The following is a 24,883-nucleotide window of genomic DNA, read 5'->3' as shown; positions in this document are numbered from 1 at the left end:
GAGGCCGTGGAGTGGGCGTCGTAGTCAGCATCGGTGGGGACCGCAGTCAAAAGGCGTCGCTGGACGCCTTGACCTCGCTGGTTGCCGAAGACATGAAGGCGGTCAACGAACTGATCATCCGGCGGATGAATTCTCCCGTTGTTTTAATTCCGCAACTGGCCGGGCATATCGTCGCCGCCGGCGGCAAGCGTCTGCGCCCCATGTTGACCCTGGCCGCGTCGCGCATGTGCGGCTATGAAGGACGGCGCCACATCGCCCTGGCCGCCTGCGTCGAATTCATCCACACCGCCACCTTGCTGCATGACGACGTGGTTGACGAAAGCGACCTGCGCCGGGGCTTGGCTTCGGCCAATGCCGTGTGGGGCAACAAGGCCAGCGTTCTGGTCGGCGATTTCTTATTCAGCCGCTCCTTTGAACTGATGGTGGAGGACGGTTCGCTGTCGGTGTTGTCCATCCTGTCCGGAGCCTCGGCGCTGATTGCCGAAGGCGAGGTGATGCAGTTGATCACCGCCAACGATACGGAAACCGGCGAGACCGCCTATCTGGAAGTCATCAGGGCGAAAACGGCGCAACTGTTCGCCGCCGCCTGCCGCATCGGCGCCGTTGTCGCCGACCGCTCGAAGGTGGAAGAAGACGCCCTTGAAACCTACGGCATGAATTTGGGCATCGCCTTTCAGCTTATCGACGACGTGCTCGACTATTCAGCCAAACAGGCGACGCTGGGCAAGACCATCGGCGATGATTTCAGGGACGGCAAGATTAATCTGCCTGTGATCCTCGCCTTCCGCCGGGGCAACGAGACCGAACGCGCCTTCTGGCGGCGCACCCTGGAAGACCAGGACCAGAAAGACGGCGACCTGGAACACGCCGTAAAACTGCTGGAGAAACACAAGGCGCTGGCCGACACCGTGGAGCGCGCCACCCACTACGGCGCCATCGCCCGCGACGCGCTGGGCATCTTCGCCGACAGCGCCAGGAAAAAGGCCTTCCACAATATCATCGACTTCTGCATCGAGCGCGCCTATTGAGTTAGGCGCAAGGCGGCGTTATAACCGCGCCTCTTGAACGCCACGTCGGAGTGTAGCTCAGCCTGGTAGAGCACTGTCTTCGGGAGGCAGGGGCCGGAGGTTCAAATCCTCTCACTCCGACCAGTTTTTTCCCGCACGCATCAGAGCGGGCCGAATTGCGGTCAGCCTATGAAGTAGCGGCCGGGTTTGGCGTCTCCTCCGGACGCCGTGATCAGGGCGTCTATCTTGTCGATGGCGGCAAAGAGTTGGTCATTGTCCGCCCGCGCCACCCTGCGCGCCGTTTGGGAATGCAGTTTGGCGGCGCTCATGCTGCCTTCCCTCATCAGGGCCAGCGCATAGGATATGTGATAGGCGGGATTGTAGGCCCTGTAGAAAAGAGCCTGGCCGAAAAAGAACGCCGCTTCCTGTTCGCCGTTTTTGACTTTGGAGAAGATGTTTCCAAGATCAAGGCAGGACATTACAAACGCATCCGGCCGCTTCATGTAAGGAAAGTCGGTTCGGAAGATTTCCTGGTAGATGGGGATAGCCTCGCCTGTTTTTCCCGAATTGCGCAGCTCCGTCGCCTTTGCGTATTTCTCCTCGGACTCCGTATGGATAATGGCCGGAACGGCCAGATTGGGAATATCGAAAATGCCCCTGCAATCCCGGCACGAAAAGCGGAGGTTCTGGGATTGGAAGCCCCGATCAACGTAGGCGTTGGAAAAAATGTTGTTATAGCCGCAACGCGGACACTCCCATTCGATGCGATAGGGATATCCCCGGTGAATGTTATATTCATCCTGTTTTTCAAACAAAATGAGCTTCGCCGGGATAACCAGCGTTTCTCTGAAAACGCCGATCTTCGCTTCGAAATATTCATAGGCCTTGCCTCGAATATTGGTGACGTTTATGGGGCCTTGCACCAGTTCTCCGTCTTTTTCCCCGATGATCCCGTCCTTGACGGCCTGCGCGTAGATGGGGCTGCCCGGATAGACCTGGAGATAGCTCAGGCTGATCCGGTATTCCCTGTTTTCAGACCACCAATCAAGGGTCTCGCTTGCGGTTTCCAGGGTCTCCGCCGAATCGCCGAAAATAAAATTTCCCTGGATTCCGATTTTCCGATCGTAGGTGGTCTTCAAGGCAAATTCGATCTTCTCCCTGGTTATTTTCTTCTGCATGCTCAACAGGACTTTATCGCTGGCGCTTTCCAGGCCGTACCCGGCATGGGTGCAGCCGGCATCGACCATCCAGTCGATGCATTCCTCGTCAATCAGCGAGACATGCAACTGGCAGAACCAATAAAGATTGTACTTTTTGATCCTCCTGCAGAATTCCTTGAGTCTGTCTTTCTTGGCGGTGAAAAGCTCATCGCAGATATACAAGTGGTTTATGTTATATCGCCCGACCAGAAAATCCAGTTCCTCGAAGAAATTGTCGAGGCTGCGTTCCCTGTAGACGCGACCGATGGGATGAAAACAGAAGGTGCAGGCGTAAGGACAAGACCGGCTCGCAATCATCGGCATCGAACGCGGATCATCCATCATGTTAAAGGTGGTCTCATCGGCGATGTTCTGAAAATCGATCATCATGCCGACCCCAATTCCTTCGTAGTCGGGCCAAGGCAGGGAATCCAGATCGCGGATCGGGTCGCGTGCTCTGGTTTTGATGAAATTTCCGTCCTTGTTCAGGAAACATATTCCATTGACCGTTTTCGGATCGCCGCCCCGCCCGAGCACATCCGCCAGTTCAACGATGGTGTTTTCGCCTTCGCCGATGACCCCGTAATCAATATCCAGGAGACGAACCGCCTTTTCCAGCGCACCGCTGATCAATCCGCCGCCGACGACGTTGATGATCGAAGGCTTGGCGGCGCGGGCCGCATCAGTGATGACTTTTACCGCATCAATAAGAGGAGAAATGGCGCCGGTCCCGCAGATATCGGGATTCTTCTCGTGAACGGCGCGGGTAACGGCGTCAACGGGGTTCATTTCCAGGTTATTGAGGTTCAGGCAATGGACCTCGTACCCTTCCCGCTTGAGCATCGCGGAAATATAGGCAATGCCGAACGGAAAGTTATAGCCGTTGCCGTAGTTGACGTATTTCGGCACTACCAACAGAAATTTCATACTGTCTCTCTGTAGCTCCAATTAATTCTGACGCGATCTTATAACAGTTACCCTTTTTCAGGCTTAACCGCCCCCATTATCTTCAATTTTTGTCCGTAGCGGGGATGAAATTCCGGGGGCGGGGCAATGTCCCATGTCCATTCCCATCCGGCAAAGGGGACGGGGATGCCGTAAAGTGGGTCCTCGCGGTTCGCCACCTTGTCGCCGTCGATGATCATGCGCTCGATCTCGGTGATCAGGCAGACGGCGCCGGGGTGGGCGGCCAGCGCTTCCATATGGCGGGCCACCACGTCGCCGGCGAATATTTCGGCGTCGGCCCTGCTGTAGGCGGGCAACGCTTTCGCCAGATATTCAAGCGGCAGATGGTAAAGTTGCGAGGCAACGCATGCCGATACTGCCAGATCAGCGCCGTTGATCAGCAAGGAGGCGGCGGGCGGCGCCGGCAACGCTTGTCCGCCGCCCGATTCGACATAGGCGTAGACGGCGCTGACAACGCCGGTGATGTCATGAGCCGTCATTGAAACATTCTTGAATCTTTGCACCTTTCGCCAGCTTCGGGGCAGGTGCAGGATATCGATCAGCGCCACCTCATCGAACATGGCGCTTAAATCTTCAACGGGTATATCGATAAGTGAGCCGGAGCCGAGAACCACCGCTCGGCGCCGATTGCGGCAATTGGCGGCGGCTTTCATGATCATTGTCCGTGAGTTTTCTATGTGTCCGGCCCACGCCTGCCGGCAACGCGCATATCGAGCCTCAATTCCGATCAACTCACCAAGATATCCCATCCTTCGCAGATGCCGGGGGCAGGGCGTGGTCAGATACCTGAGCCATTCCGCAATCATGGCGGTTTCGCGTAAAGATCAGCCGCGACCGGCCATCGGGCAGGTGGCGGCATCGGCGCAGGCGGGAGAGGCGCCGCATGCGGGCCGGGGCGAGGCGGCCATGCCGACGCGGACGTTGGGGGCCATCATCGCCTTGGTCACATTCTTGCTGCCGCAGTCGGGGCAGACGATGTCGCCGGCTGCCGATTTGGCCTCGTAGTCGCCGGAAGAATCAAACCATTCTTCGAAGGCATGGCCTTTGGAACATTTGAGGTCAAAAACGATCATCGACGGCTCCTTGTTTTTATGACGCTAACGGGCGATTCCCTTGAGGATATCCTTGAGGAAGTCCTTGGGTTTTTGAGGCTGCTGTTGTTGAGGCTGCTGTTGGACCTGGGGCTGTTGCTGAGGTTGGGCCTGCGGCTGCTGCGAGGGCTGTTGCTGCTGTTCGGGGGCAACGCCGGGGACAAGTTTGTTCAACAGTCCACCAAGGCCCTTTTTCTCAAGTTTTTTCTCTATGCTTTTTCCCAATCCGCCGGGCAGGGCGATGCCGCCTTCCGGCATTTTGGAAGTGTCCAGTTTGACGCTGGGGGCGTCCAGGCTGCCCCTGACCTGAAAGGGCAGGACGGTCGGCGCGTTGGTCTTCTTGGTTATAAGAGCGGTCAGGGCGTTTTGTGACAAGCTTACTTCGCCGCCGATGTCGATCTGCCAATTAGGCAGATCAACCGTGCCTTGGGCGCCGCCGTCGCCGATGCTTGAAACCAGTTTGATGTCGTTAGTGCGGGCCACGCCCTTGTCGATCTTGAAGCTGCCGGTGATGTCGGCCAGTCCCTTGCCTTTCCCGCCGCCGCCCGGCAGGCCGCCCAGGGTGTTCAGCCCGACGATCAGGTTCAGCGCCGAGGCCAGGGCGGTGCCGGTGGCTTCTTCCCTGACGTCGAGCTGTTTAAGAGCCAAAGCCCCGCTGCCGCCGAGCGCCGAGACCATGTTGGCGACGCTGCGCCCGGCGGTGGTCAAATTCATGGATAAGTTCATGACGCCGCCGGCCATTGCTTTGCCGGAAACGGCTTGAGAGGCCTTGCCCACGTCCATATTTTTGATGTTCAACGCTGTTTCGATGCGGGGCGCGGCGGTGGCGTTGACGATGGCGTTGGCGTCCAACTCGCCGCCGAACAGATAGCCGGTCAGCCGGTTGGCGTTAAGTATGCCGTTGTTCACCGTCGCCGCCAGATCGGCCTTTTCCACCCTGTACATTTGGTAAGTGACGGCCTGGGCCTTCAGCTTGATGTCGGCGTCGAAGCCGTTGAGCGCGGAAAAGTCGATAGGATCGTTCGGCCAGCGGCCGGCGTCGGTTGCCGCAGCGCGGTGGAACATGGCGTTATCGGGCGACGGCCGCCAAGAGGCGGGAATAATCGCCGGGTCGGCGCAAGGGCCGGGGAATCGGCGATATAGCGAGGCCGAGCGTTTGGCCGGCAGCAGCTTGTCAACAACGATCTCGCCGGTCTGAAGATCGACGTTGATCCTGGGGCGGTGATCGCCGAACATCGCCTCGGCGGCGCCGGTCATTTGCAACGGCCCGATATTGCCTTTGATTCCCTGAAGAGAAACCGTTTTGGCGTCGGCCTTGATTCTGGCGGCAATGTCCGTCCCGCCGAACTTTTCGACCGGGCTGTAATCGATGCCGAAAACGCCGAGAAGCCGGGGCAGGTTGCCGTGGACGGCCTTTATCGCGCCGTCGAACCCTCCGATCAGCGGCAGGAATGACAAAGCGCCGTCGGCCGTGATCTCGGCCCCGGCGGCTTTTATATTGACATTCATGGAAGGCTTTAGAAAAGAACCGTTGAACAGGCCCTTTAAGTATACTTCCCCCAGCTTCCCGGCGTTTGCGGGCGGAACGGCGTCGGCCAGTTTGAACAGGCTTGAAATATCGGCGGCGTGCGCTTCTATATTCAGGTCTTTCATTTCGGGGATGCCGCCGATGCCGGAGAGCTTGCCGCTGATCATCGCCGAGGCATCGGCCAGATCGGCGACGCTGGCTCGGCGCAATTCCAGGTTGCCGCCGGACAAGGTGCCGTCAAGAACGATGTCCTTGATGTTGTTTCCTTTGTAGACCATGGCCTTCACATGGGCCATGAGGTTGGCGTCGAAAGTTTTTAAAACATCCAGTATGGCCAATGGATTCGCAGTGGCGGGGGCAGGCTCATGGTTGCCGGCCAAAGACGGCGCCCCGTCTTTTTTTACGGGGCCGGTTTCAGGTTTGGCCGTATCCGGCGTCGGAGCGGATTTAGACGGCAGGTAGGCGTCAAGATTGATGCGATCCAGGACCAGACCGGCGCCGAAAGCAAGCGGCGAGCGCACGGCAACCGTGACGCCGCCGGTGAGCCTTGAACTGTCGAACTGCACGTCCAGGCCGCTGACCTGGATTTGCGCAGGGGTGGCGGAAATTTTTCCGGATACGGCCAGTTTGCGCAGGCGGTCACCGGGAATATTTATCTGATCGGTTCCGAGCCAACTCAAGAGCTTGCGAAAGTCGCTGATGGTTGTTTCAATCTCGCCGTCGAACTTGGGCCGGCCCTCGGAAGCGGAAATAAAACCGAAGACGGCGGCATCGGCGCCGCCGGGAAACTTGGCGGAAAGCCGGTTGATGGCGATCTCGCCGTTGGCAAGTTCGATATCGGCGTTCGCCTCATGGATAATGCCGCTCTGATAGACGATGGAGTCTACCGAAAGGTTCACGGTCCCGTTGATGGCGGTAGGCAGGGAGAACCCGGCCTTGTCCGTCGTTTTTACGTCCTTGCCCTTTACGGCGTTCGCGGCGGATGAGGGCATGACCTCAGAGCCGGCCTTCGGCGTCGCCGGCGACGGCGCGGCCTTGGCCGCCGGCATGGAAAGCCACTCATTCATATTTACTTGTTTGACCGCTATCTTGAGCGCCGCGTTGACGGCCTTGCCGAGAGTGACCGAAAGAGCGCCGGCGGCATTAACATTACCCAGACTCAGGATTATATTGGCAATGTCCAGCCCTTCCGTCGAGGCGACCACGGCGCCTTCGAATCCGAACTTTTGCGACAGGAAGCCCGGTAGCGGACCCGCTCCGGCGGCGGTGTTGATGAGGCCGGCCAGATCGTTCCCTTCCCCTTTCAGGGAGCCTTTGAACTTGAACTCATCGGCGACGCGCAACAGGTTGCCGGATAGTTGCGCCTTACTGCCGCCGGGTTTGTCATTTATCGCCAGACTGACCGGCACGGCGCGACCGGGAGCCACCTCGCCGACGCTGATGTCGTAATTAAAAGCAATTCCCCGCGCCGTAACGCCGCCGGAACTTTCGAACGGCCCGGACAGAGACGCCGCCGCGATGCGGGCGGTAATCCGTTCCAGCCGTTCAACGGCGCCGCTTTTGCCGTCACGGTAAATCAGGGTTCCGTTTTCAATGCTGAAATTATCCAACTGTATGGCCGGTTTGAAGCCGCCTCTTTCGGTCGGAGCGGCGACGCCTTCGTCCGTTGGTTCGTTTTTTGCGCCGGCGGCGGGCTTCCCGGCGACATCGGCGGCGGCGATGAAATTCAGGTTGTTGCGTCCGTCGGCAAGAACCTCGATTTCAATGATCGGTTCAATCAGCCGGATCGTTTCCACCTGGATTTGACCGCTCAGCAAAGGCTCCAGGGCGATGCGGACTTCAAGGGATTTCAAGCGCACCATCTCGGGGTTGGCCGCCCCCTCAATATTGGCCAGTCCTACATTTTTGACGATAAGGGCCGGCGTCGGCAGGATGGTAATTTCGATATCGCCGTCGATGGACACATCCCGCCCGGTAAGGGACTTGATCCATGCCGCCCCCTCGGCCTTATGATTGTTCCAGTTGATTAAACCCGGACCGAACAGCGCCGCCGCCAAAACGACGACGAAAAGTCCGATAACGGCGAATAAAATCTTTTTCACGAACATGATTCCATAGTTAGCTTACCGGACGGCACGATTATCGACTTCCTTACTGTTCGTCAATGATGCGGTCGTCTTTGTGGCGGTGCAGGAGACCGGCGTAGCGTTTGGTGATTTCAGGCATGCTGCTTTCCCCATGGCCGGAGCGGTCGACATTGAAAACCGCTTTGGGGTAGTTCATCGACTCCTGCGCCGCCCGGATTTCATCGTGGTCCTTGGGAGCGAGAATCTTCGCCGGATCACCCACCGCCACCCAACCGATGGGAACGACGGCGTCGGCTTCGAGGCGCGAGCCGACAATCACCGTTCCGTTGACTCTCACTTCCGAACGGTCGCCGATTACGGCGCCGTTGAAGACGGCGCAGTTGGTGGCCAGAAAGACGCTGTTGCCTATGGTGCATCCGCTGAGATAGGCGTGGGGACCGACCAGCACATTGTCGCCGATGGTCGTCGGGTTCTGGTAAGTTCCGCGCACGACGGCGTTTTCCATGATGATGCAGTCGGCGCCGATGGTTACCGGCCCGCTCTCCGCCGTTATTATCGCTCCGAAGCAAACAGAAGAACCCGCTCCGATAGTGACGTCGCCGCAGATGACGGCGGTGGGAGCGACGTGAACGCCGGGGGCGACCGCCGGTCGGCGGCCGTCATGTTCGATCAACATGGAGAGTCTCCTTGGTTGTTATGGTGACAATACGATGTTTCTCTTTCGGGATAGATGTTCTTTTTTATCCTCTGCCGGTGATTCCCGGAGTTTTTTGAGTCAGCGGCGCATAGGATTGCCGACGGCTGCGCGCCGGTTCGGCGTTGCCGGCGTAGATTTGTTTGGTCGCCTCGACGATGATGACGCCGGCGAAGGTAGAGAACCAGCGTTGCCCGATCTCCTCGAAGGCTCCGGCTGATGACAGCACCATGCGCGAATAGGTGGGCGGCACAAACAGAGCGGAATGGGCGCAGAGCGGCGTAAACATGTTATCACGAAGAGTTCTGGTCAACTGTCCCTTGGCATAGGGCAGGCCGTGGCCGAAAGGGGTGCGCTCCAGACGCGCCCATACCCCGCGCCGATTGGGCGCCACCACCAGCAAACGACCGGAGCCGGACAACACCCGCCATGCCTCGCGCAGCATTTGTCTGGTGTGATCGGCGCACTCAAGGGCATGGACCAGAAGGATGCGGTCCATCGACATATCGGGAAACGGCAACTCGTTCTCGTCGACAAGCGTCGTCAGCCCTCCGCCTTCGCCCGGCCAGTGCAGCACCCCCTGGGGAGCCGGCATGGCCGCCAGCACGCGCCTTGCCTCGGCGCGAAACGGGGTAATGAAGGGCGTGCCGTATCCGATGGCAAGCACGTCAAGGCCGGTCACGTCCGGCCATATGGAGCGGATGCTCCGCCGAATCATCCGCTGCGCCACATGGCCCAGGCCGGAGGCGTAAAAATCGCGAAGGTCAACTGCATCCGTCCACATGCCGCCAGTGTAGCGCACGACGGCGGCAGGATGGTAGCCTATGCCATGACAAATCTTGAAATTCAGCGAATTCCTGTGCTTGGCGATAACTATGTCTACCTGTGCCGTGACCGGCAAACCGGGGCTTGCGCGGCCATTGATCCGTCAATCGCGCCTCCGGTGACGGCGGCGCTGGAGCGCCTGGGGTGGAAGCTTACCCATATTCTCAACACTCACGCCCATCGCGACCATACCGGCGGCAATATGGACCTGAAGCGTTCCACAGGCTGCGCGGTGGTGGGGGGAAAACTTGACGCCGGCGATATTCCCGGTCTCGACATTGCGGTCAATGACGGCGACGCGGTGAAAATCGGCTCGTCAACGGCTCAGGTATTTCATGTGCCGGGCCACACCGCCGGCCATGTCGCCTACTGGTTTGAGGATGACCGCGCCCTGTTTTGCGGCGACACCCTGTTTGCCTTGGGCTGCGGACGGCTGTTCGGCGGAACGCCCTCGCAGATGTGGTCGAGTCTGGCCCGTCTTCGCGCCCTGCCCGATGACGCCGTGGTTTACTGCGCCCATGAATACGCCGTGGCCAACGCCGCGTTTGCCCTTGCCGTTGATCCCCAAAACCAAGCTTTGCGCTGCTACGCCGCGAATATTCGCGCCATGAGGGACGCCGGCCGGCCGCCGCCGCCCTCGACCATGGCCGAGGAGCGCGCCGCCAATCCGTTCCTGCGCGCCGATAATGAAAGTTTCAAGCAGGCCGTCGGCCTCGCCGGCAAGGACGCGGTCGAGACATTCGCCGAAATCCGTCGGCGCAAGGATGGGTTTACTTGAAAAGGTTGGTTATCGTGGTGGTCGGGATCGAGTAATACACCATCGCCGATTCCGTTCCCGGATTGGTGTCGCCGACGCTGGCGTTGGAATAATGGGATACGGCGAGACCGAGGCGGGAGCGGTCGTCAAACCTGTAGGCTACTTCAAGCTGCGAACGGATTTCCATCTCATGGCCGAGATCGAGCTTCTTGTTGCCGCCCCAGTAATAATGAGGGGCGACGCTGGGGGTGACGACCAAACGATTGCCCAGGTACACGTCGAGCAGGATGCCGGCGCCGATAAATCCGCTTCCCGTCGTGGTCCCGGCCCCGGCCAGGAACGGCTTGAAGAAAAAGTACTTCTGGTCGTGCCGGTATTCAAACCTGAACTCGGCGCCTTGATCCTTCTTCCGGTTCCAGTCGAACGCCCCGGCGGCGAAAGAAAAGAAAGCGGGATCGTCGGCGCGTGCCTGCTCACAGGCGAAAAACACCACGGCCACAGCCGTTGCGACCAGATACTTTGTCAACTTTCCCAGCATGGCTCTCTCTAAGACTGCCCTCTAATGATCAGATAGTTGCGGAATTTACGGAAAGTTACAAGAACTTTGCCTTCAGGCATAGACCTTGCCGAAGCGGTTGGCGATGAAATCCTTGAATCCGGCGTTCTCCTGACGCACGAAGCCGGACGCCGGCAACTTCCCTTCATGGTGCAGATCGACCATGGCGCAAATTCCGGCCGCCGTTGTTTTCTGAATGGCGCTCATGCCGGTTTCCTCGGCGTCGCCATAGATTTTCTTGGCATAGTTTTCCTGGGTCAGCAGTCCGTGGCGCTTGCCGACGACGGTGACGAATATCAGAACCACGTCCTGGCGGGTGACGGGAATGCCGTGCTCGATCAGCCCTTTAAAAACATCGCGGTTTTCGCACATCCTGAGGTCGCCGGCCAGCATCTGCACCATGTTCCGGTGTCCGGGATAGCGCACGGTCTTGTAGGTGAGGTTGCGCACGCGCCCTTCCAGGGTCTCGCACAGGGTGCCGATGCCGCCCGACGTGCTGAAGGCCTCGTAGTCAACGCCGTCCAGGGAAAAGTGTTCCAGCCCCTCCAGCGGCAAAAGCTCGCAGCGTTCGCTTTCGTGAATGGCCTCGCACGGATTGCAGTACTCGTTTATCAGGCCGTCGGTGCTCCAGGTCAGATTGTACTGAAGCATGTTGTCGGGGAACTGGGGCAGGGCGCCCACCCTGAGCCTGACGTCATGAGGGTCGTCAAAGCTGTTGACCAGATGGTTGGCGACGATGGAAATGAATCCCGGGGCCAGCCCGCACTGGGGAACGAAGACGTTTTTCGCGCCCTCGGCCAGGGCCGTTATCTTACGCGCCGCGCGCACGTCTTCGGTCAGATCGAAATAATGCGTTTCCTGCGCCTTGGCCGCTTCGGCCACCTGTTCGTTAAGGAAGAAGGGCAGGGCGCTGATCACCGCGTGAGCGGCCTTCACCTGCTTGCCCAGGGCGCGGGCGTCGGTGATATCGAGAACGGTTTGATTGATGTCTCCACGCCCCCGCGCTTCAAGGGCATGGGCGTCGCTGTCCGCCAGGGTGACGCGGTAGTCCCGGCTGTCCGCCAGCATTTTGGCGATGCTGACGCCTATTTTCCCGGCGCCCAGGACAAGGACATCGGTCATCCTAATCTTGCTTTATAAATTTACCGAGATGGAATCGGATGTTTTTCTCAAAAATATTATTGAGGTCGTTCATCATGCTTTCGGTCATCGCATGCCATACTTTCTCGCGATCATTCAAGGTGGCGTCCTCGCGCACCGTGACCGAGCGGCCGGCGGCGGCGTTGGCGAAGCCGAGCTTGGAGCCTTTGTCGTCCACGATTTCCAGCGTCACCTCAATCGACCCGTCATAGCGATCCGACTGTTCAACGTAGAAAGATCCTTCCAGCCCCTTTTTCAGCGGCAGGAGGGTTCTTGTAACCTTGGCGTCTACGATAGTGAACCGCGCCGCGCCCTGCTTGCCCTTGGCGAGCAGACGATCCGTCGCCCACTGTTTAAGAGCGGTTTCGGGCGGCGTGGGAAACTGGTATTCGACATTGGGCAGAGCCAACGGCGACTTGTATTGATGAATTATCTGTACGGCGCCGACGTTCAGGTTAAACGGGGGAAGGTGACTGTAGGTAAGAACGGTGAATTTACGATCCGGCACAGCCGTCTCGCAAGACGCCAGCGATACCGCCATCGCCACCAGGATAAGAAAATTATTGAAGCGTTTGATCATGATGTTCGCATCTTGGCACGTTCACCGGGGACGGTTCAAGTCATCCCATGCACCAGGCGAGGATGCCCTTCTGGGCGTGCAGGCGATTTTCCGCTTCGTCCCACACCACCGAATGGGGGCCGTCGATGACATCGGCTGTTACCTCCTCTCCCCGGTGCGCGGGAAGGCAGTGCATGAACAGCGCGTCTTTCTTGGCCCTATTCATCAACGCGGCGTCCACCTGATAGGGGGCAAGCAGCCTGTGGCGCTTTTCGACATCGCCGTTGCCCATGGAGACCCAGGTATCGGTAACCACGCAGTCGGCGTCTTCGACCGCCGCCCATTTGTCGATGGACATGGTTGCGTCGCCGCCTTCGGCCTTGGCCCATTCCAGTAGACGGGCGGGCGGGCTTAGTTCGTCGGGACAGGCGAGCCGCAGGGAAAAGCCGAAGCGAACCGCCGCATGAATCCATGACGCCGCCATGTTGTTGCCGTCGCCGCACCAGGCGACGGTCTTACCGGCAATGGAGCCTCGGCGTTCCTCGAAAGTCATGATATCGGCCATCAACTGGCAGGGATGGGTGGCGTCGGTCAGTCCGTTGATCACCGGCGCCGTGGCGTGCCGCGCCAGTTCCTCCAGCTTTTTTGGATCGTCGGTGCGGAGCATGATGACGTCCACATAGCGCGACAGCGTCCGCGCCGTGTCGGCAATGGTCTCGCCTTGACCGAGTTGGGTGTCGCGTCCGCTCAACACCACCACCTGGCCTCCCAGTTGCTGCATCCCGACCTCGAAGGAAACGCGAGTGCGGGTCGAGGGCTTCTCGAAGATCATCGCCAGCGTTTTTCCATGAAACGGTTTATTGAGGCCGCTCAGAACCCCGCCGCTTTTGAGGGCCAGGCCCAGGTCCTGAATCTCGCGCAGGGTGGCGGAATCAAGAAGATCCAGGTCGAGGAAGTGCCTGGGCGCCGTCATAACGGCTTCTCCTTCATCTCGGCGCAGCTTTTATCAATGACGGCAACAGCCTCGTCGATATGGCTTCGGTCGATGATCAGGGGCGGCAGCAGCCTCACCACGTTGCCGCCGGCGCCGACCGTCAACAGACCGTTGTTCTGGAGCCTCGCCTTCAGGGCGGCGTTATCCACGCCTTTTTGACATTCAAGCCCGATCATCAGGCCGACGCCCCGCACATCAACAAGAACGTCGGGATGTTTGGCGCGTAATTCATTCAGCCGCCGCCACAGCATCCCGGCGACGGCGTTGACGCCGTCGAGAAAGCCGTCGGCCAGCATCACGTCCAGCACCGCGTTGCCGACCGCCATCGCCAGCGGGTTGCCGCCGTAGGTGGAGCCGTGACTGCCGACGCCCAGCGCCGAGGCCACCTTGCCGACGGCCAGACACGCGGACATGGGAAAGCCGGCGCCGATGCCTTTGGCCAAGGCCATGATGTCCGGGGTCGCCCCCGCCCATTCGTGGGCGAACAGCTTGCCGGTGCGGCCCATGCCGCACTGCACTTCGTCGAAGAACAGCAGCAGGCCGGAATCGTCGGCGATTTTACGCAGGCCTTTCAGGTATTCCGGCGGCGCCGGTTTGATGCCGCCCTCGCCCTGCACAGGCTCGACCAGAATAGCGGCGGTTTCGGGGCCGATGGCGGCGCGTGTCGCGTCGAGATCGGCGAAGGGAACGCGGTCAAAGCCGTCGGCGACCGGATCAAAGCCGGCGAGATGCTTCTGCTGGCCGCCGGCGGCGATCGTCGTCAAGGTTCTGCCGTGAAAGGCGCCTTCGCAGGCAATGACCCGATAGCGATCAGGCTCGCCGTTTTCATCGAAGTATTTACGCACCATCTTGAGGCCGCATTCGACGGCCTCGGAACCGGAATTGGCGAAGAATGCCGAGTCGGCGAAAGTCGCCTCGCACAATCGCTTGGCCAATCGCTCGCCTTCGGGGATTTGGTACAGATTGGAGCAATGCCACAGCTTGCCGGCCTGCGCGGTCAGCGCTTTGACCAGCTTCGGATGGCAATGGCCCAGCGCGTTAACGGCAACCCCGGAAGCAAAGTCCAGAAACTTGCGGCCGTCGGCGGTATACAGATAGGCGCCGTCGCCCCGCTCGAAGGCGAGGTCTGAACGCGCATACGTTTGCATCAATGCTGGGAACACCGTCGCCCTCCTCAAACTGAAAAAGCCGGCGCGAAGCTCCGGCTTCCGGGAAAGCGGACGATTATTCCCATGAAATCCGGGGATGTCAACGACGCGAGAACAGAGCGTGTCGCTACATCACCTCATGCGGCCTCAGCAGCATCAACTCGACGGTGGAAAGTTGGGGGAAGATGGGGGTGGACCATTGATTATAGAGCATGACGGCGCCGCGCTCGATGTCGGGGAAGCCGCCGCGAGTATCGTCGAATTTGCGGATCTCCAGGGTGGTGACCTGTTTGGTGACCGGATTGACGCTTTGCCACATGACCGTCGGATTGTTGCGCCTTTGCGCCGCCAGGGGGGCGATGGAGCGATCCAGGGTTTCAGTCGGCGGGCCGAAGCGGCGGGTATGGTAGGCGACGATCCCCTCAAATGACTCGGTGGGGAACAACGTGTGGAAGCGCGACGCCTTTCCCTCGTCATACCTGACAATGCTTTTCAGGCCCGAATACATGACGGTGCCGACCAGGATGAGCGGCTCGATCTCTTCCGGCCAATCGATGGGTTTGATGCAAAAGGCCACGGTCCCGCTTTTCTTTTCGACGCAGGGTTTTTCGCCGCCCTTGTATTCCTTGGGCAGAATAAGCGGCGATCCCAGCTTCACCGATTGACCGAGAGTCAACTCGACATTATCGAGAAAATTTTTGGGAATGGCGGACGGAGGCGGCTTGACGGGCAGGGGCGTTGAGACATTCGCCGTTTCAACGCCTTTTACCGCCCAGTCCTTTTTTTCGGGGGCGTCTTCTTTGCTTTCCTTGCCTTCCGGCGCCGGTTTCGGGGGCGGGGCTGTTTGCGGGTCTTCGGTGGTCGGCCGTTTGGGTTTGGGCGGAGCGAACAAACTGTTCAACTTCCCCAAAAATCCGGTGGGTTTTTCGGTTTCGGCGACTTTGGCAGGCTCGTCGATTTTAGCGGGCGCTTCCGGCGGCGTCTTCTGAGGGGCGGCTTTGGAAGCTTCCGTTATTTCCGTTGTATCCGGCTGTTTTGGGGCCTCCTTGCTTTCGTCAGGGCGGAAAAAATCGGTCATTTTCTTGAGGAAGCCTTTGGTCGGGGCCGTTTCCTCCGGTTTAACTTCGGGCAAAGGAGGCGTCTCCGGCTCGGAAGGCGGCTTCGTCTTGACGACAAGAATGTCTTCAGGTTCCTGGGGGGATTCGACCGGCTTTGCAGGGGGCGGTTCAGCCGGCATTTCCGGCGTTGACGGCGGCGCCTTGGCCTGATCCGGTTTGAAGAAGTTGCCCATCTTGTCGAGAAAGCCCTTCGAGGGAGCGGCGCTCTCCGCCTCCTTGGTCGCGGCGGCGGGCGGTTCAGCCGGCATTTCCGGCGTTGACGGCGGCGCCTTGGCCTGATCCGACTTGAAGAAGTCGCCCATCTTGTCGAGGAAGCCCTTCGGGGGAGCGGCGCTCTCCGCCTCCTTGGGCGCGGCGGCGGGGGCGTCTGCCGGTTTCTCGGCGGGACGGGAAAGCGGCTCCGCTTCCACTTTCGGAATAACGGGAGGCTCGGGCAGCGGTTCAGCCGGTATTTCCGGCTTCGACATTTCGGCTTGCCTGATGACCGGTTCCGGCGTCGGCGCGGCGGGGGCGGACTTGAAAATATCGGTTACCTTGTTGAGAAATCCCTTCGGGGGGGCGGCATTTTCGGACGGAGCCGCAGGCGACGGAACGTCAAGGGCCTGCGCTTTCAAGGGAATATCTTTCGGGCTATAAACTTTACCGATAATCGGCAAAACGGCGTCCGGCGCTACATATCCCGGATCAAACGGATTCGGCTTATCCGAGGGCCACGTCGGCTGCGGAGCGGGGGCTTCCTCCGCCTGTATCGGTCCCGAATCAACAGGCGCCATAGGAGCAGGGGGGGGAGAAGGAGGGGCCGTATTCGTGGTTACGACCGGCCCCCATTTGCCGCCGGTTTGGGGCGGCGGCGTTTGGCGTGGTTTTTCGGAATCGGCGGCTTTGAAGTTGCGCAGGGACAAGAGGAAATGAGCAACATCAAAGTGTCCCTTGTCAACGGCAACGTCCGCCGGCGTCAATCCCCAGCTATTAACGGCGTTAATGTCGGCGCCGGCGGTAATGCTGGCCTGCACCGCCGGCAAGTCGTTTTGCCGCACCGCTTCGAACAGGGCGCGGGTAGCCTCCTCCGAATCCTGGAGCGGCGATTGCGCCGAGACTTCGCCGACGCCGAGAGCCGGAAGCAAAAACAGCAGGCCCGCCGCCGAAATAACCCGGAGCGGCGCAAAGAACCGGCGTTGAGCAAGCTCTATGAGTAAAATAGTAATGCCCATTTTTATGATCCGAGCGCACAAACAACAATACATATGCATATTATAACAATCTTCGGCATAAGTATGACAAATCCGCCACGCGGAGATGGTATTAGAAAAGTGTAGTAAAGAAATAATGACCATCATGCGGAAATATCGGGAAGCCTGGGTCTGCTTGAGCAGCGATGCGGCTGATTGGGCCAACGTAATGTTGGGTGATGTCAGCGACGGGTTATCTGCGCTGGGCTATAAGACCACCAAGCTGTTTTTCGACGAACGTCCCGGACGCCACAAGCATAATCAGGAATTATTCAATAACAGGGTCAAGACGGAAGAGCCGTTTGTAATCATTGATTTCAACGCCACAACGAATATGAAGCCTGACGCCGGCATCCCCGACGCGGAGATTCCAAAAAGGTTTTCCATCGTCTGCGACAACCCGTGCGATCACCTGGACAAACTCGTCAAAACCTGGGGAAACTCAATACTTGGGATGGTTGATCGCCAGCATCTTGCCGTTCTCGACGCCATCGGGGTGAACCGGCAAAAAGTCTTTTTCCCTCATGGCGGACCGCCTCCCCCGGCGTCTCCATTGCCGATGAAGGATCGCGATATCGATATCCTGTTTTCCGGGCTGGTTTATCCTCATCCGAAATCGGAAACCTGGATCGGCCAAACCGGCAATTTGCCGAAAATATTAAAAACTATCGCCGATGAGGCGGCGGCGAGGGTCATTGAGGAGCGAAAGAGCGTATTCCGATCATTCGCCGACTCATGCGCGGCAAATTCATTCAATCCGGCTGACCTGGACATCAAATCCCTATGCCTGATCAACAGTATGATTGATGTGCAGGCGGTGACGACGCAGCGTCACGAAGTGATTTCCCGGCTGAAAGACATGAATCTCCATATCGTCGGCCGGGTTATAAAGGGAGACGGCGGCCTTGATCTATCCAATGTCACGACACATGGAAGGTTGACCTTCAGCGCCGTCATCGAGTTGATGAAAAGGTCAAAGATCGTACTCAACATTACTCCCAAGTTCAGCGACGGCTCCCATGAAAGAATTTGGTACGGGATGGCCAACGGCGCCGTGATTCTGACCAATTACAGCCACTTCCTGGCGGAAACATTTACCGACGGCGAAAACATATGTTTTCTGCCCGGCGACATCGACCGTCTGGCGGCCGGCGTTTCGGAACTGCTGAAGGACCATAAGAAAGCGGATGAAATGGCGGGGGCCGCCATGCCTGTCTACATAAAGAGCCATACCTGGAAGGAACGGGTAAAGATCATAGACGACGCCTTGAACGCCGCTGATCCTGATTAGAGCATTATCCGACCAGGGATATTGGTAGGCGCGCCGGGAATCGAACCCGGGACCATCCACTTAAAAGGCGGATGCTCTACCGCTGAGCTACGCGCCCTGAATTAGGGTTCCGGGAAAATATGCGCCTAAACTCGACGGGTCAAGACGCAGGAATATAAATACCGTCTTTCAGGATTTAAACTCCACCTCGTTTTTCTTGACCTGATCCTGGCTGACCACCCGATTGCGCCCCAGACGTTTGGCCGCGTACAAAGCGCCGTCGGCGCGGCTGATCAACTGGGCAAGGGGTTCGCCGTAGTCAAACTTTCCGGCGCCGATAGAGACGGTAATCTGCCCCAGGTTTTCGTCGGTGGTCTTGTTGACCACCTTTTTGTTGCTGATGCGCTGGCGAATGGTTTCGGCAACCTGCAATGAGTCTTTAAGAGAAGTAGCCGGCAGAATGACGCTGAATTCCTCGCCGCCGTAGCGGGCCGCCGTATCCTGTCCCTTGATGCACGAGGTCAGCGTCGAAGCCAGCAGCTTGAGAACCTGATCGCCGACCTGATGACCATGGGTGTCGTTGAACTTCTTGAAGAAGTCGATGTCGAGCATCAGCAAACACATCTCCGAACCCTTTTCCATGGCCTCCATGGCGGCGCGGCGCAACTCGGTGTCAAACAGCTTGCGGTTGGGAATGCCGGTCAGGCCGTCGGTCATCGCCTCGTGACGCATGTCCTCCAGGTCTTCCTTGAGCTGGTTGACCTCCCTGGACGAGGCGTTGAACTTGTCTTCCAGGGATTTATTGCGCTTCTCCATCTCACGGGTGGCCGACAGCGCCTTGGCGATGATCAGTTTGATTTCCGGCCCGCCGCCGGCGTCCATCGCGCCGCTGACCGTAGCCAGGGTTTTTCCATAGGTGGCGGCATTGTCGCCGGCCGCGCCCAGGTATTGGAGAATGGAATTTAATTCCGCCTCGATTTTATTGGTGGCCTCGTTAAGGATGGCGCCTTCCTTATCATAGGTGAAAAATTTCTCGAAAAGCTCGGCGTTGCGTTTCTCCGTGAAGTCCTGATTGTTGCCGAGCAGAATTTCCAGAGTGCGCGTAAGGTCAGGATATTTGCCCGAAAAATAGTGGAACCAGACGGCGAAATTATTGGGATTCTGGGCGATGCCCTTCTTCCCCATCAACGTCAGCGCGGCTTGAGCATATTCGGCTGCCTGCTCAAAAGATTCCGGGTATTCCACGGTATTTTCCTGAATTTGTTAACCCGTCAAAACGAATTACGGAGCATACTCATCCGCCGGCCGAAGTCTAAAGAAAAATAAGCTATAATCTCTTAATATTCGTAGCGTCTCGTCAGCAAGCCGTCATAAATTCGTCCGTATTTTTATCCGCGCCATTGATGGCGAGACGCGCTGCTGATAGCTTGCCGGTATTATAGATTGAAGGCGCCTTACCGATGCCCCGTTCGCTGGCGATCATTGTCTTCCTGATTATCGTGGTCATGGCCATCCATGGGGCCGTGCTTAACAGGCATCAGGTGGGGTTGCAGGACGAGTTTGCGGAGCAGGACAGGCAAGCGGCTGAAAAGGCCGTGCGGGCCAAGGCGCTTGCTTCGCAGGCGACGGGGCAATTGACGGGCGCGGAAATTGTTTCTTTCGGCGGCGCCGGTTCCCGGCAAGGCAACAGCTATGCGTCTCTTGGGGCGACGGTCGCCGGCGGCCCGGAGTTGGGGTCTCTTTTTTTAACCCTTTACGACGCCGATGTCGGCGCCGTCGCCCTCACCGCCATATTGTCCTCGGACGGGGAGGTGTCGGATAACAGCCGTTCATATCCGGTCATCCCCCTGCTCGTCCTGGCTCGTGACGGCAAGGGCGCATTTAAGGCCGTCGGCGGCGACAACGTGATCAGGTCTCCCCTGTTCAGAGTGGACGGGACATCAATCCTGAAGGTGGCTCTCGGCGTAGCTTATGCGGCAAGCGGCGATAACGCTTTCGCCGACGGGGTGGCGGGAGCGGCCCAAGACTTGCGTAGTTCCTTTGACGGCAACGGATTGTGGGCGCCGGAAAGCAAGGCGGCGGCGAGTTCCATGGCCTACGCCCAAAAATTGACTGAAGGCCGGATCAAATGGCTCCCCGATGTTGTTCCGTTGAGCATCGACATGAAAGACGTCGATAGCGGCCTGGGTCGGAAGGTGATTTTCAAGGATGTCTCGGGGACCGCCGTCGGCGAGGCTGTTTTCACCATTTCCGCCAGGCCGCCCTTGGTCGCCGCCGCCGCGAACGCCGGACAGGCTCTCGCCGCCCCTGTCGGCGAGGGGATGACCATCGGCGGATATTTCAATGACAACCCTGATTCTTTGACGCGCCTGCTTCTCGCCAAGCCGGCGGACCTGGGCGCCGCATGTCGGGATATGCGACGGGAACTCGGCGACAAGGTGGGTCTCGGCAATGACGACGCCGATAGAGTGCTGCATTCGCTGCTTTCCGTTCATGGACTTTTTGCCGCCGCGCAAGATGCCGGGGACTGTCTCGGCAAAAACGCAGCCGCCGCGCCGCCGCCCTTCGCCGATATTGCCGAGATGAATGCCGGCCTCGGCGTTCTGGGCGCCGGCGCCCGTTCCGCCGGGCCGGAAAAAACAACGGCAAAGATCGCGGCCTTGTTCGCCGACTCGGTGGCTATCTATGACTCCTCAATGGTGTGGCTGGGAGGGACGCCGGTTATTCCCGCCGCGACTCCCGGCGAGGCGGCCGACCGGGTGATGAGCCTCCCCGTTGCTCATTATGCCTGTTTCAGCGGGGGCGGCGGATTGCCCGGCGCTCGCCGCGCAATGCTTGTCCGGCTTGAGAACGATCCGGCCTTGTGGGTATTGGACGCAGCCTTTGACGGTGACGGAAAGGTGGCGGGCATGAAGCTGGCTCAGGCCGGTCAGCGCGATTTCTGTCGCGCCGCAGGTAAACAAAAAACCGGCGACAAGGCCTGTTATTTCGCCGGCCCCGGCAAAAAATATCCGGGCGTCGATCCGGAAAAGTGCTGAAAGGTCTTTGCCGCCGGATATTTTCAGGTGCTATAAACCGGGCGCGTGATTCCTTCGGCTGAATAAAGCCCCTTTTCATGACCATGCCTACCTCAAGAGAATCAAATAAAGCCGGTTCCGGCTTGGCGGACGCATCGAAATTGCCGACGCCTGAAATATCGGTCGTGGTGCCGGTGCGCAACGAGGCGGAGAACATCGCCCCTCTGATTGCCGAGATTCGCCGGGCGCTGAACGGCGGCGCGCCCTTTGAAATCGTCTATGTGGATGACGGCAGTAACGACGCTACGCCGGAAAGGCTGCGCGAGGCCATCGCCGGCAATCCGTGCCTCCGCGTCGTGCGCCACCGCAAAAGCTGCGGCCAGAGCGCCGCCATCGCCACCGGCGTCAGGACGGCGCGGGCCGCCGCCATCGTCACCCTTGACGGCGACGGACAGAACGATCCCGCCGATATTCCCAGGCTTCTGTCGGTATTCAACAAAGCCGGCGACAAGGATATGCTGCTGGTCGCCGGTTTCAGGGAGAAACGCAAGGATAGTCCGGTCAAGCGGGTCTCGTCCGTAATCGCCAACCGGGTGCGTTCCGCAATGCTCGGCGACGACACCCCGGATACGGGCTGCGGGCTTAAGGCGTTCAGCCGTTCCGCTTTTCTCGACATGCCGCGTTTTGATCACATGCACCGCTTCCTCCCGGCGTTGATGTTAAGGAGAGGCGGAGCGGTGGTCTCGATCGTCGTCAATCACCGGGCGCGTCAACGCGGAACTTCCAATTACGGAGTGCTGGACAGGCTGTGGGTAGGGATTGTCGATTTGTTCGGCGTTATCTGGCTGAGACGGCGCGCCGTCATCCCGGAAATAGAACAAAGCGAAGAGCCGGAAAGATGAATCTTAACGCCTTGTTTCGCGGCCTGATTATGATCGCCTCGCTGGTAGCCTTCGGCTTTCTTCTCAAAACGGCTCATTTGGACAAGGCCTGGATTGACGCCGAAATACGCGGCCACGGCGCCTATGGCGATCTGCTTTTTATTGCCGTCGGCGTATTGTTCACCGGCTTCGGGCTTCCCCGGCAGATTATCGGGTTTCTCGGCGGTTATGCCTTCGGATTCGCCTATGGGACGGCGCTCGCCATGCTGGCGTCGGTAATCAGTTGCGTGGCCTCTTTCTTCTACGCCAGACTGCTCGGACGCGAATTCGTGGCGTCCAGGTTCCCGGCGAAGATCAGGAGCGTGGACGACTTCCTGCATGACAATCCCCTGGCGATGGCCTTGTTGATCCGCCTGTTGCCGGTAGGCAATAATCTGGTCGTCAATCTGGCCGCCGGGGTGTCCGGCGTCAGGGCGATTCCTTTCTTCCTCGGCTCGGCCATCGGCTATATTCCGCAAACCATAGTGTTCGCCCTGGCCGGCAGCGGCATGGACCTTGACCCGGAGTTGCGGATCAGCCTGAGCGTCGCCCTGTTTGTTCTTTCCGGGATAATCGGCGTTCACCTTTATCGAAAACACCGCCACGGCAAGACCTTCGATAAAGATATCGAAACGAAGCTGGGAGAAGAGCGGTGAGGGGATGAACATGCGCGATTGGCCCTCGTATCTGTGGACCGCGTTGTGGGCGCTGACGGTGGCCGTCGCCCTGGTGACGCGCCCCCTGCTGCCGGTTGACGAGACCCGCTATCTCGCCGTCGCCTGGGAAATGTGGCTGAAGTCCGAATTTCTGGTTCCCTATCTCAACGGCGAACCGTACAGCCACAAGCCGCCGCTTTTGTTCTGGTTGATTCACCTGGGCTGGGCGGCGTTCGGCGTCAACGAATGGTGGCCTCGGCTGGCGGCGCCGTTTTTCGGCCTGGGCAGCCTGTTTCTCACCGCGCGCATGGCGCGGCGGCTGTGGCCGGATATCGGCGGGTCGGCTCTGACGGCGCCGCTGATTCTTTCCGGCTGCCTGTTTTGGTCGCTGTTCGCCACATTGACCATGTTCGATCTGATTCTCGCCTTTTGCGCCCTGGTCGGACTCCTGGGGGTGCTCAGGGCCTGGCGCGGCGATTATTTCAAGGGCTTTGCCGCGCTCGGCGTCGGCATCGGCGTCGGCATGCTGGCCAAGGGTCCGGCCATTCTGCCGCATGTGTTGCCGGCGGCGCTGCTGGCGCCGCTGTGGGGAGAATATCTGGCCGGCGGGCATAAGGCGGACTGGAAACGATGGTATATGGGTGTGGCGGCGGCGCTGGCGCTGGGCGTCGCCATCGCCCTGGCCTGGGCCGTCCCCGCCGCCGTCAGAGGCGGCGAGGACTACGCCGACGCCATCTTCTGGGGACAGTCGGCAGGAAGGATGGTTCATTCTTTCGCCCACGGGCGTTCCTGGTGGTGGTATCTGGCGGTGCTGTCGCCGCTGATATTGCCCTGGATTGTCTGGCCCGCCCTGTGGAGAGCGGCGCGGGGTTCGCGCGCAGCCATGAACGACGGCGGAGTCAGGTTCTGCCTGTCCTGGTTTCTGCCGGCCTTCCTGACGTTTTCCCTGATCAGCGGCAAACAACTTCATTACCTGCTGCCCGTCTTCCCGGCGCTGGCGTTGATTTTCGCGTTCCTTCTTTCAAAAAGTGACCCGGCCGGAAAAGAGCGACAAATTGATCGAATGGTCCCCGGCTTGTTCTTCGTCTTTTGCGGAGTCGTTATATTCATCCTGCCGTTTATCGGCGGGGCCGTCAGGCTGCCCCAGGGAACGGCGGATATGCTTGGCGAGTGGGGACTGCCGGTTTTGGCCGCCGGGACGGTCGCCGCCATGATCCCCGCCTCCTCGATAAGGGCAAGGGCGGCGGCGCTGTCTGCGCTTTCCACCGCGCTTGTCGTCTCTTTGCACATGAGCGCCAAGCCGGTTTTTGCCGCCGCCTATGATCTGAAGCCGATGTCGCTGCGCCTGAATGAGTGGGAGCGTCAGGGATATGCGCTGGCCTTCTTCGGCGTGTATCACGGCCAGTTTCATTTCCTCGGCCGCCTGGAAAAACGCATGGAGCCGATAGGCGTCATCGCCGACGACGAAGCCAGGTGGATGCAGGCGTTCGACAAAGGAAAGGTGGTCACCTACTACGAAAAAGTTCCGACCATCGCTACGCCCGACCTTGTCTTGCCGTTCCGCAACGGCTTCTACGTCGTTTGGGACAAGAAGACCGTCATAGAGCATCCCGGCCTCGCCCGGCGAAGCTGATTCAGATTTCAGTTTAGATTTCGCTTTCTTGACCGGCGGCGAAGCAAGGTCTAAGTTCCCCCCCTTCTTCGCTATCAGGGTGAGGTTTTTTGTTGCGGCGCCCCGCATTTGTTAATTAGTTTCGGCGCGGTGGCGGAGTGGCTACGCAGCGGCCTGCAAAGCCGTGTACACCGGTTCGACTCCGGTCCGCGCCTCCAGCCTTTAATCCGGCGTAGTTCAGTTGGTAGAACGGTGGACTGTTAATCCATATGTCGTAGGTTCGAGTCCTACCGCCGGAGCCAGTTAAATCAAGGGGTTAGACGGAAACGTCTAGCCCCTTTTTCTTGCTGTGCTGAAAATATTCCCCTCCTTGGTAAGGAGGGGAAAAAAATCCTCCCCTTATGAAGGCTATCGTATTCACACATCTTCGATTTTGATTCGAAATGGAACCCCTGATGGCCTTTTTCGATTCTTTTTGGAATGTGTGGCGCATGAGCGGCGCAAGAATCG

The 24,883-nt window shown here is 59.0% G+C and carries 20 protein-coding genes, 4 tRNA genes and 1 pseudogene; 10 read left to right on the top strand and 15 right to left on the bottom strand.

Annotated elements, in window-relative coordinates; genetic code table 11:
* Positions 1-11 precede the first annotated feature (11 nt).
* Entirely contained in the window at positions 12-1,028 is a 1,017-nt protein-coding gene (locus tag A3H92_03630) for a farnesyltranstransferase (GenBank protein ID OHC76230.1), read from the top strand.
* A 46-nt stretch (positions 1,029-1,074) separates the two neighbouring features.
* Positions 1,075-1,151: transfer RNA gene (locus tag A3H92_03625), tRNA-Pro, on the top strand.
* A gap of 38 nt (positions 1,152-1,189) precedes the next feature.
* Here A3H92_03625 and A3H92_03620 read toward each other — a convergent pair.
* The 6 genes from A3H92_03620 to A3H92_03595 all read right to left on the bottom strand — a co-directional run bounded on the left by A3H92_03620 (position 1,190) and on the right by A3H92_03595 (position 9,356).
* Positions 1,190-3,133 (bottom strand): hypothetical protein, encoded by a 1,944-nt coding sequence (locus A3H92_03620; protein ID OHC76229.1) that lies wholly within the window; start codon positions 3,131-3,133, stop codon positions 1,190-1,192.
* 47 nt (positions 3,134-3,180) lie between these two features.
* Positions 3,181-3,831: a hypothetical protein gene (locus A3H92_03615; protein OHC76228.1), complete on the bottom strand. Its 651-nt coding sequence runs from the start codon at positions 3,829-3,831 to the stop codon at positions 3,181-3,183.
* A 165-nt stretch (positions 3,832-3,996) separates the two neighbouring features.
* Positions 3,997-4,245 (bottom strand): hypothetical protein, encoded by a 249-nt coding sequence (locus A3H92_03610; GenBank protein OHC76227.1) that lies wholly within the window; start codon positions 4,243-4,245, stop codon positions 3,997-3,999.
* Positions 4,246-4,269: 24 nt separating this feature from the next.
* On the bottom strand, positions 4,270-7,899 hold the full coding sequence (locus A3H92_03605) for a hypothetical protein (protein OHC76226.1): 3,630 nt from the start codon (positions 7,897-7,899) through the stop codon (positions 4,270-4,272).
* A gap of 43 nt (positions 7,900-7,942) precedes the next feature.
* A complete protein-coding gene (locus A3H92_03600) occupies positions 7,943-8,554 on the bottom strand; it encodes a hypothetical protein (protein OHC76225.1) in 612 nt (203 codons plus the stop codon).
* A gap of 64 nt (positions 8,555-8,618) precedes the next feature.
* Complete coding sequence (locus A3H92_03595) at positions 8,619-9,356, bottom strand: methyltransferase type 11 (GenBank protein ID OHC76224.1); 738 nt, start codon at positions 9,354-9,356, stop codon at positions 8,619-8,621.
* A gap of 45 nt (positions 9,357-9,401) precedes the next feature.
* Between A3H92_03595 and A3H92_03590 the strand changes: the two genes are divergently transcribed.
* On the top strand, positions 9,402-10,175 hold the full coding sequence (locus A3H92_03590; GenBank protein ID OHC76242.1) for a hydroxyacylglutathione hydrolase: 774 nt from the start codon (positions 9,402-9,404) through the stop codon (positions 10,173-10,175).
* On the opposite strand, the gene A3H92_03585 is transcribed toward A3H92_03590, so the two are convergent.
* The 6 genes from A3H92_03585 to A3H92_03560 form a co-directional block, all read right to left on the bottom strand.
* Entirely contained in the window at positions 10,168-10,692 is a 525-nt protein-coding gene (locus A3H92_03585; GenBank protein OHC76223.1) for a hypothetical protein, read from the bottom strand. The two genes, A3H92_03590 and A3H92_03585, sit on opposite strands and share 8 nt — an antisense overlap.
* A 72-nt stretch (positions 10,693-10,764) precedes the next feature.
* Positions 10,765-11,832: a saccharopine dehydrogenase gene (locus tag A3H92_03580; GenBank protein ID OHC76222.1), complete on the bottom strand. Its 1,068-nt coding sequence runs from the start codon at positions 11,830-11,832 to the stop codon at positions 10,765-10,767.
* Between the two features lies 1 nt (position 11,833).
* Positions 11,834-12,430 (bottom strand): hypothetical protein, encoded by a 597-nt coding sequence (locus A3H92_03575; GenBank protein OHC76221.1) that lies wholly within the window; start codon positions 12,428-12,430, stop codon positions 11,834-11,836.
* A gap of 40 nt (positions 12,431-12,470) precedes the next feature.
* Positions 12,471-13,382 (bottom strand): ornithine carbamoyltransferase, encoded by a 912-nt coding sequence (locus tag A3H92_03570; protein OHC76220.1) that lies wholly within the window; start codon positions 13,380-13,382, stop codon positions 12,471-12,473.
* On the bottom strand, positions 13,379-14,551 hold the full coding sequence (locus A3H92_03565; GenBank protein OHC76219.1) for an acetylornithine transaminase: 1,173 nt from the start codon (positions 14,549-14,551) through the stop codon (positions 13,379-13,381). Before A3H92_03565 ends, A3H92_03570 begins: the two co-directional genes overlap by 4 nt.
* A gap of 127 nt (positions 14,552-14,678) precedes the next feature.
* Positions 14,679-16,880: a hypothetical protein gene (locus A3H92_03560; protein ID OHC76218.1), complete on the bottom strand. Its 2,202-nt coding sequence runs from the start codon at positions 16,878-16,880 to the stop codon at positions 14,679-14,681.
* Positions 16,881-16,995: 115 nt separating this feature from the next.
* Between A3H92_03560 and A3H92_03555 the strand changes: the two genes are divergently transcribed.
* The gene (locus A3H92_03555) at positions 16,996-18,189 is read left to right on the top strand and encodes a hypothetical protein (protein ID OHC76217.1); all 1,194 of its coding nucleotides are present in this window, start codon (positions 16,996-16,998) and stop codon (positions 18,187-18,189) included.
* Between the two features lie 22 nt (positions 18,190-18,211).
* On the opposite strand, the gene A3H92_03550 is transcribed toward A3H92_03555, so the two are convergent.
* Positions 18,212-18,286 (bottom strand) — tRNA-Lys (locus A3H92_03550).
* Positions 18,287-18,357: 71 nt separating this feature from the next.
* Complete coding sequence (locus tag A3H92_03545; GenBank protein ID OHC76241.1) at positions 18,358-19,353, bottom strand: hypothetical protein; 996 nt, start codon at positions 19,351-19,353, stop codon at positions 18,358-18,360.
* Between the two features lie 275 nt (positions 19,354-19,628).
* Here A3H92_03545 and A3H92_03540 point away from each other — a divergent pair, with 275 nt between their 5' ends.
* From A3H92_03540 to A3H92_03515, 6 genes are all read left to right on the top strand, one after another.
* Positions 19,629-21,206, top strand: a complete 1,578-nt coding sequence (locus tag A3H92_03540; protein OHC76216.1) for a hypothetical protein — start codon at positions 19,629-19,631, stop codon at positions 21,204-21,206.
* 140 nt (positions 21,207-21,346) lie between these two features.
* Positions 21,347-22,087 (top strand): dolichol-phosphate mannosyltransferase, encoded by a 741-nt coding sequence (locus A3H92_03535; GenBank protein OHC76240.1) that lies wholly within the window; start codon positions 21,347-21,349, stop codon positions 22,085-22,087.
* Positions 22,084-22,761 (top strand): SNARE associated Golgi protein, encoded by a 678-nt coding sequence (locus tag A3H92_03530; GenBank protein OHC76215.1) that lies wholly within the window; start codon positions 22,084-22,086, stop codon positions 22,759-22,761. Before A3H92_03535 ends, A3H92_03530 begins: the two co-directional genes overlap by 4 nt.
* Before the next feature lie 10 nt (positions 22,762-22,771).
* Complete coding sequence (locus A3H92_03525; protein ID OHC76239.1) at positions 22,772-24,394, top strand: hypothetical protein; 1,623 nt, start codon at positions 22,772-22,774, stop codon at positions 24,392-24,394.
* 123 nt (positions 24,395-24,517) lie between these two features.
* Positions 24,518-24,591: transfer RNA gene (locus A3H92_03520), tRNA-Cys, on the top strand.
* Between the two features lie 8 nt (positions 24,592-24,599).
* A tRNA-Asn gene (locus A3H92_03515) sits at positions 24,600-24,675 on the top strand.
* 14 nt (positions 24,676-24,689) lie between these two features.
* On the opposite strand, the pseudogene A3H92_03510 reads toward A3H92_03515, so the two are convergent.
* A pseudogene (locus A3H92_03510) lies at positions 24,690-24,883 on the bottom strand (hypothetical protein).

It is taken from the genome of Rhodospirillales bacterium RIFCSPLOWO2_02_FULL_58_16, from assembly GCA_001830425.1.
GTDB lineage: Bacteria > Pseudomonadota > Alphaproteobacteria > Rhodospirillales > 2-02-FULL-58-16 > 2-02-FULL-58-16.
This window is presented reverse-complemented; position numbering and strand designations above follow the sequence as displayed.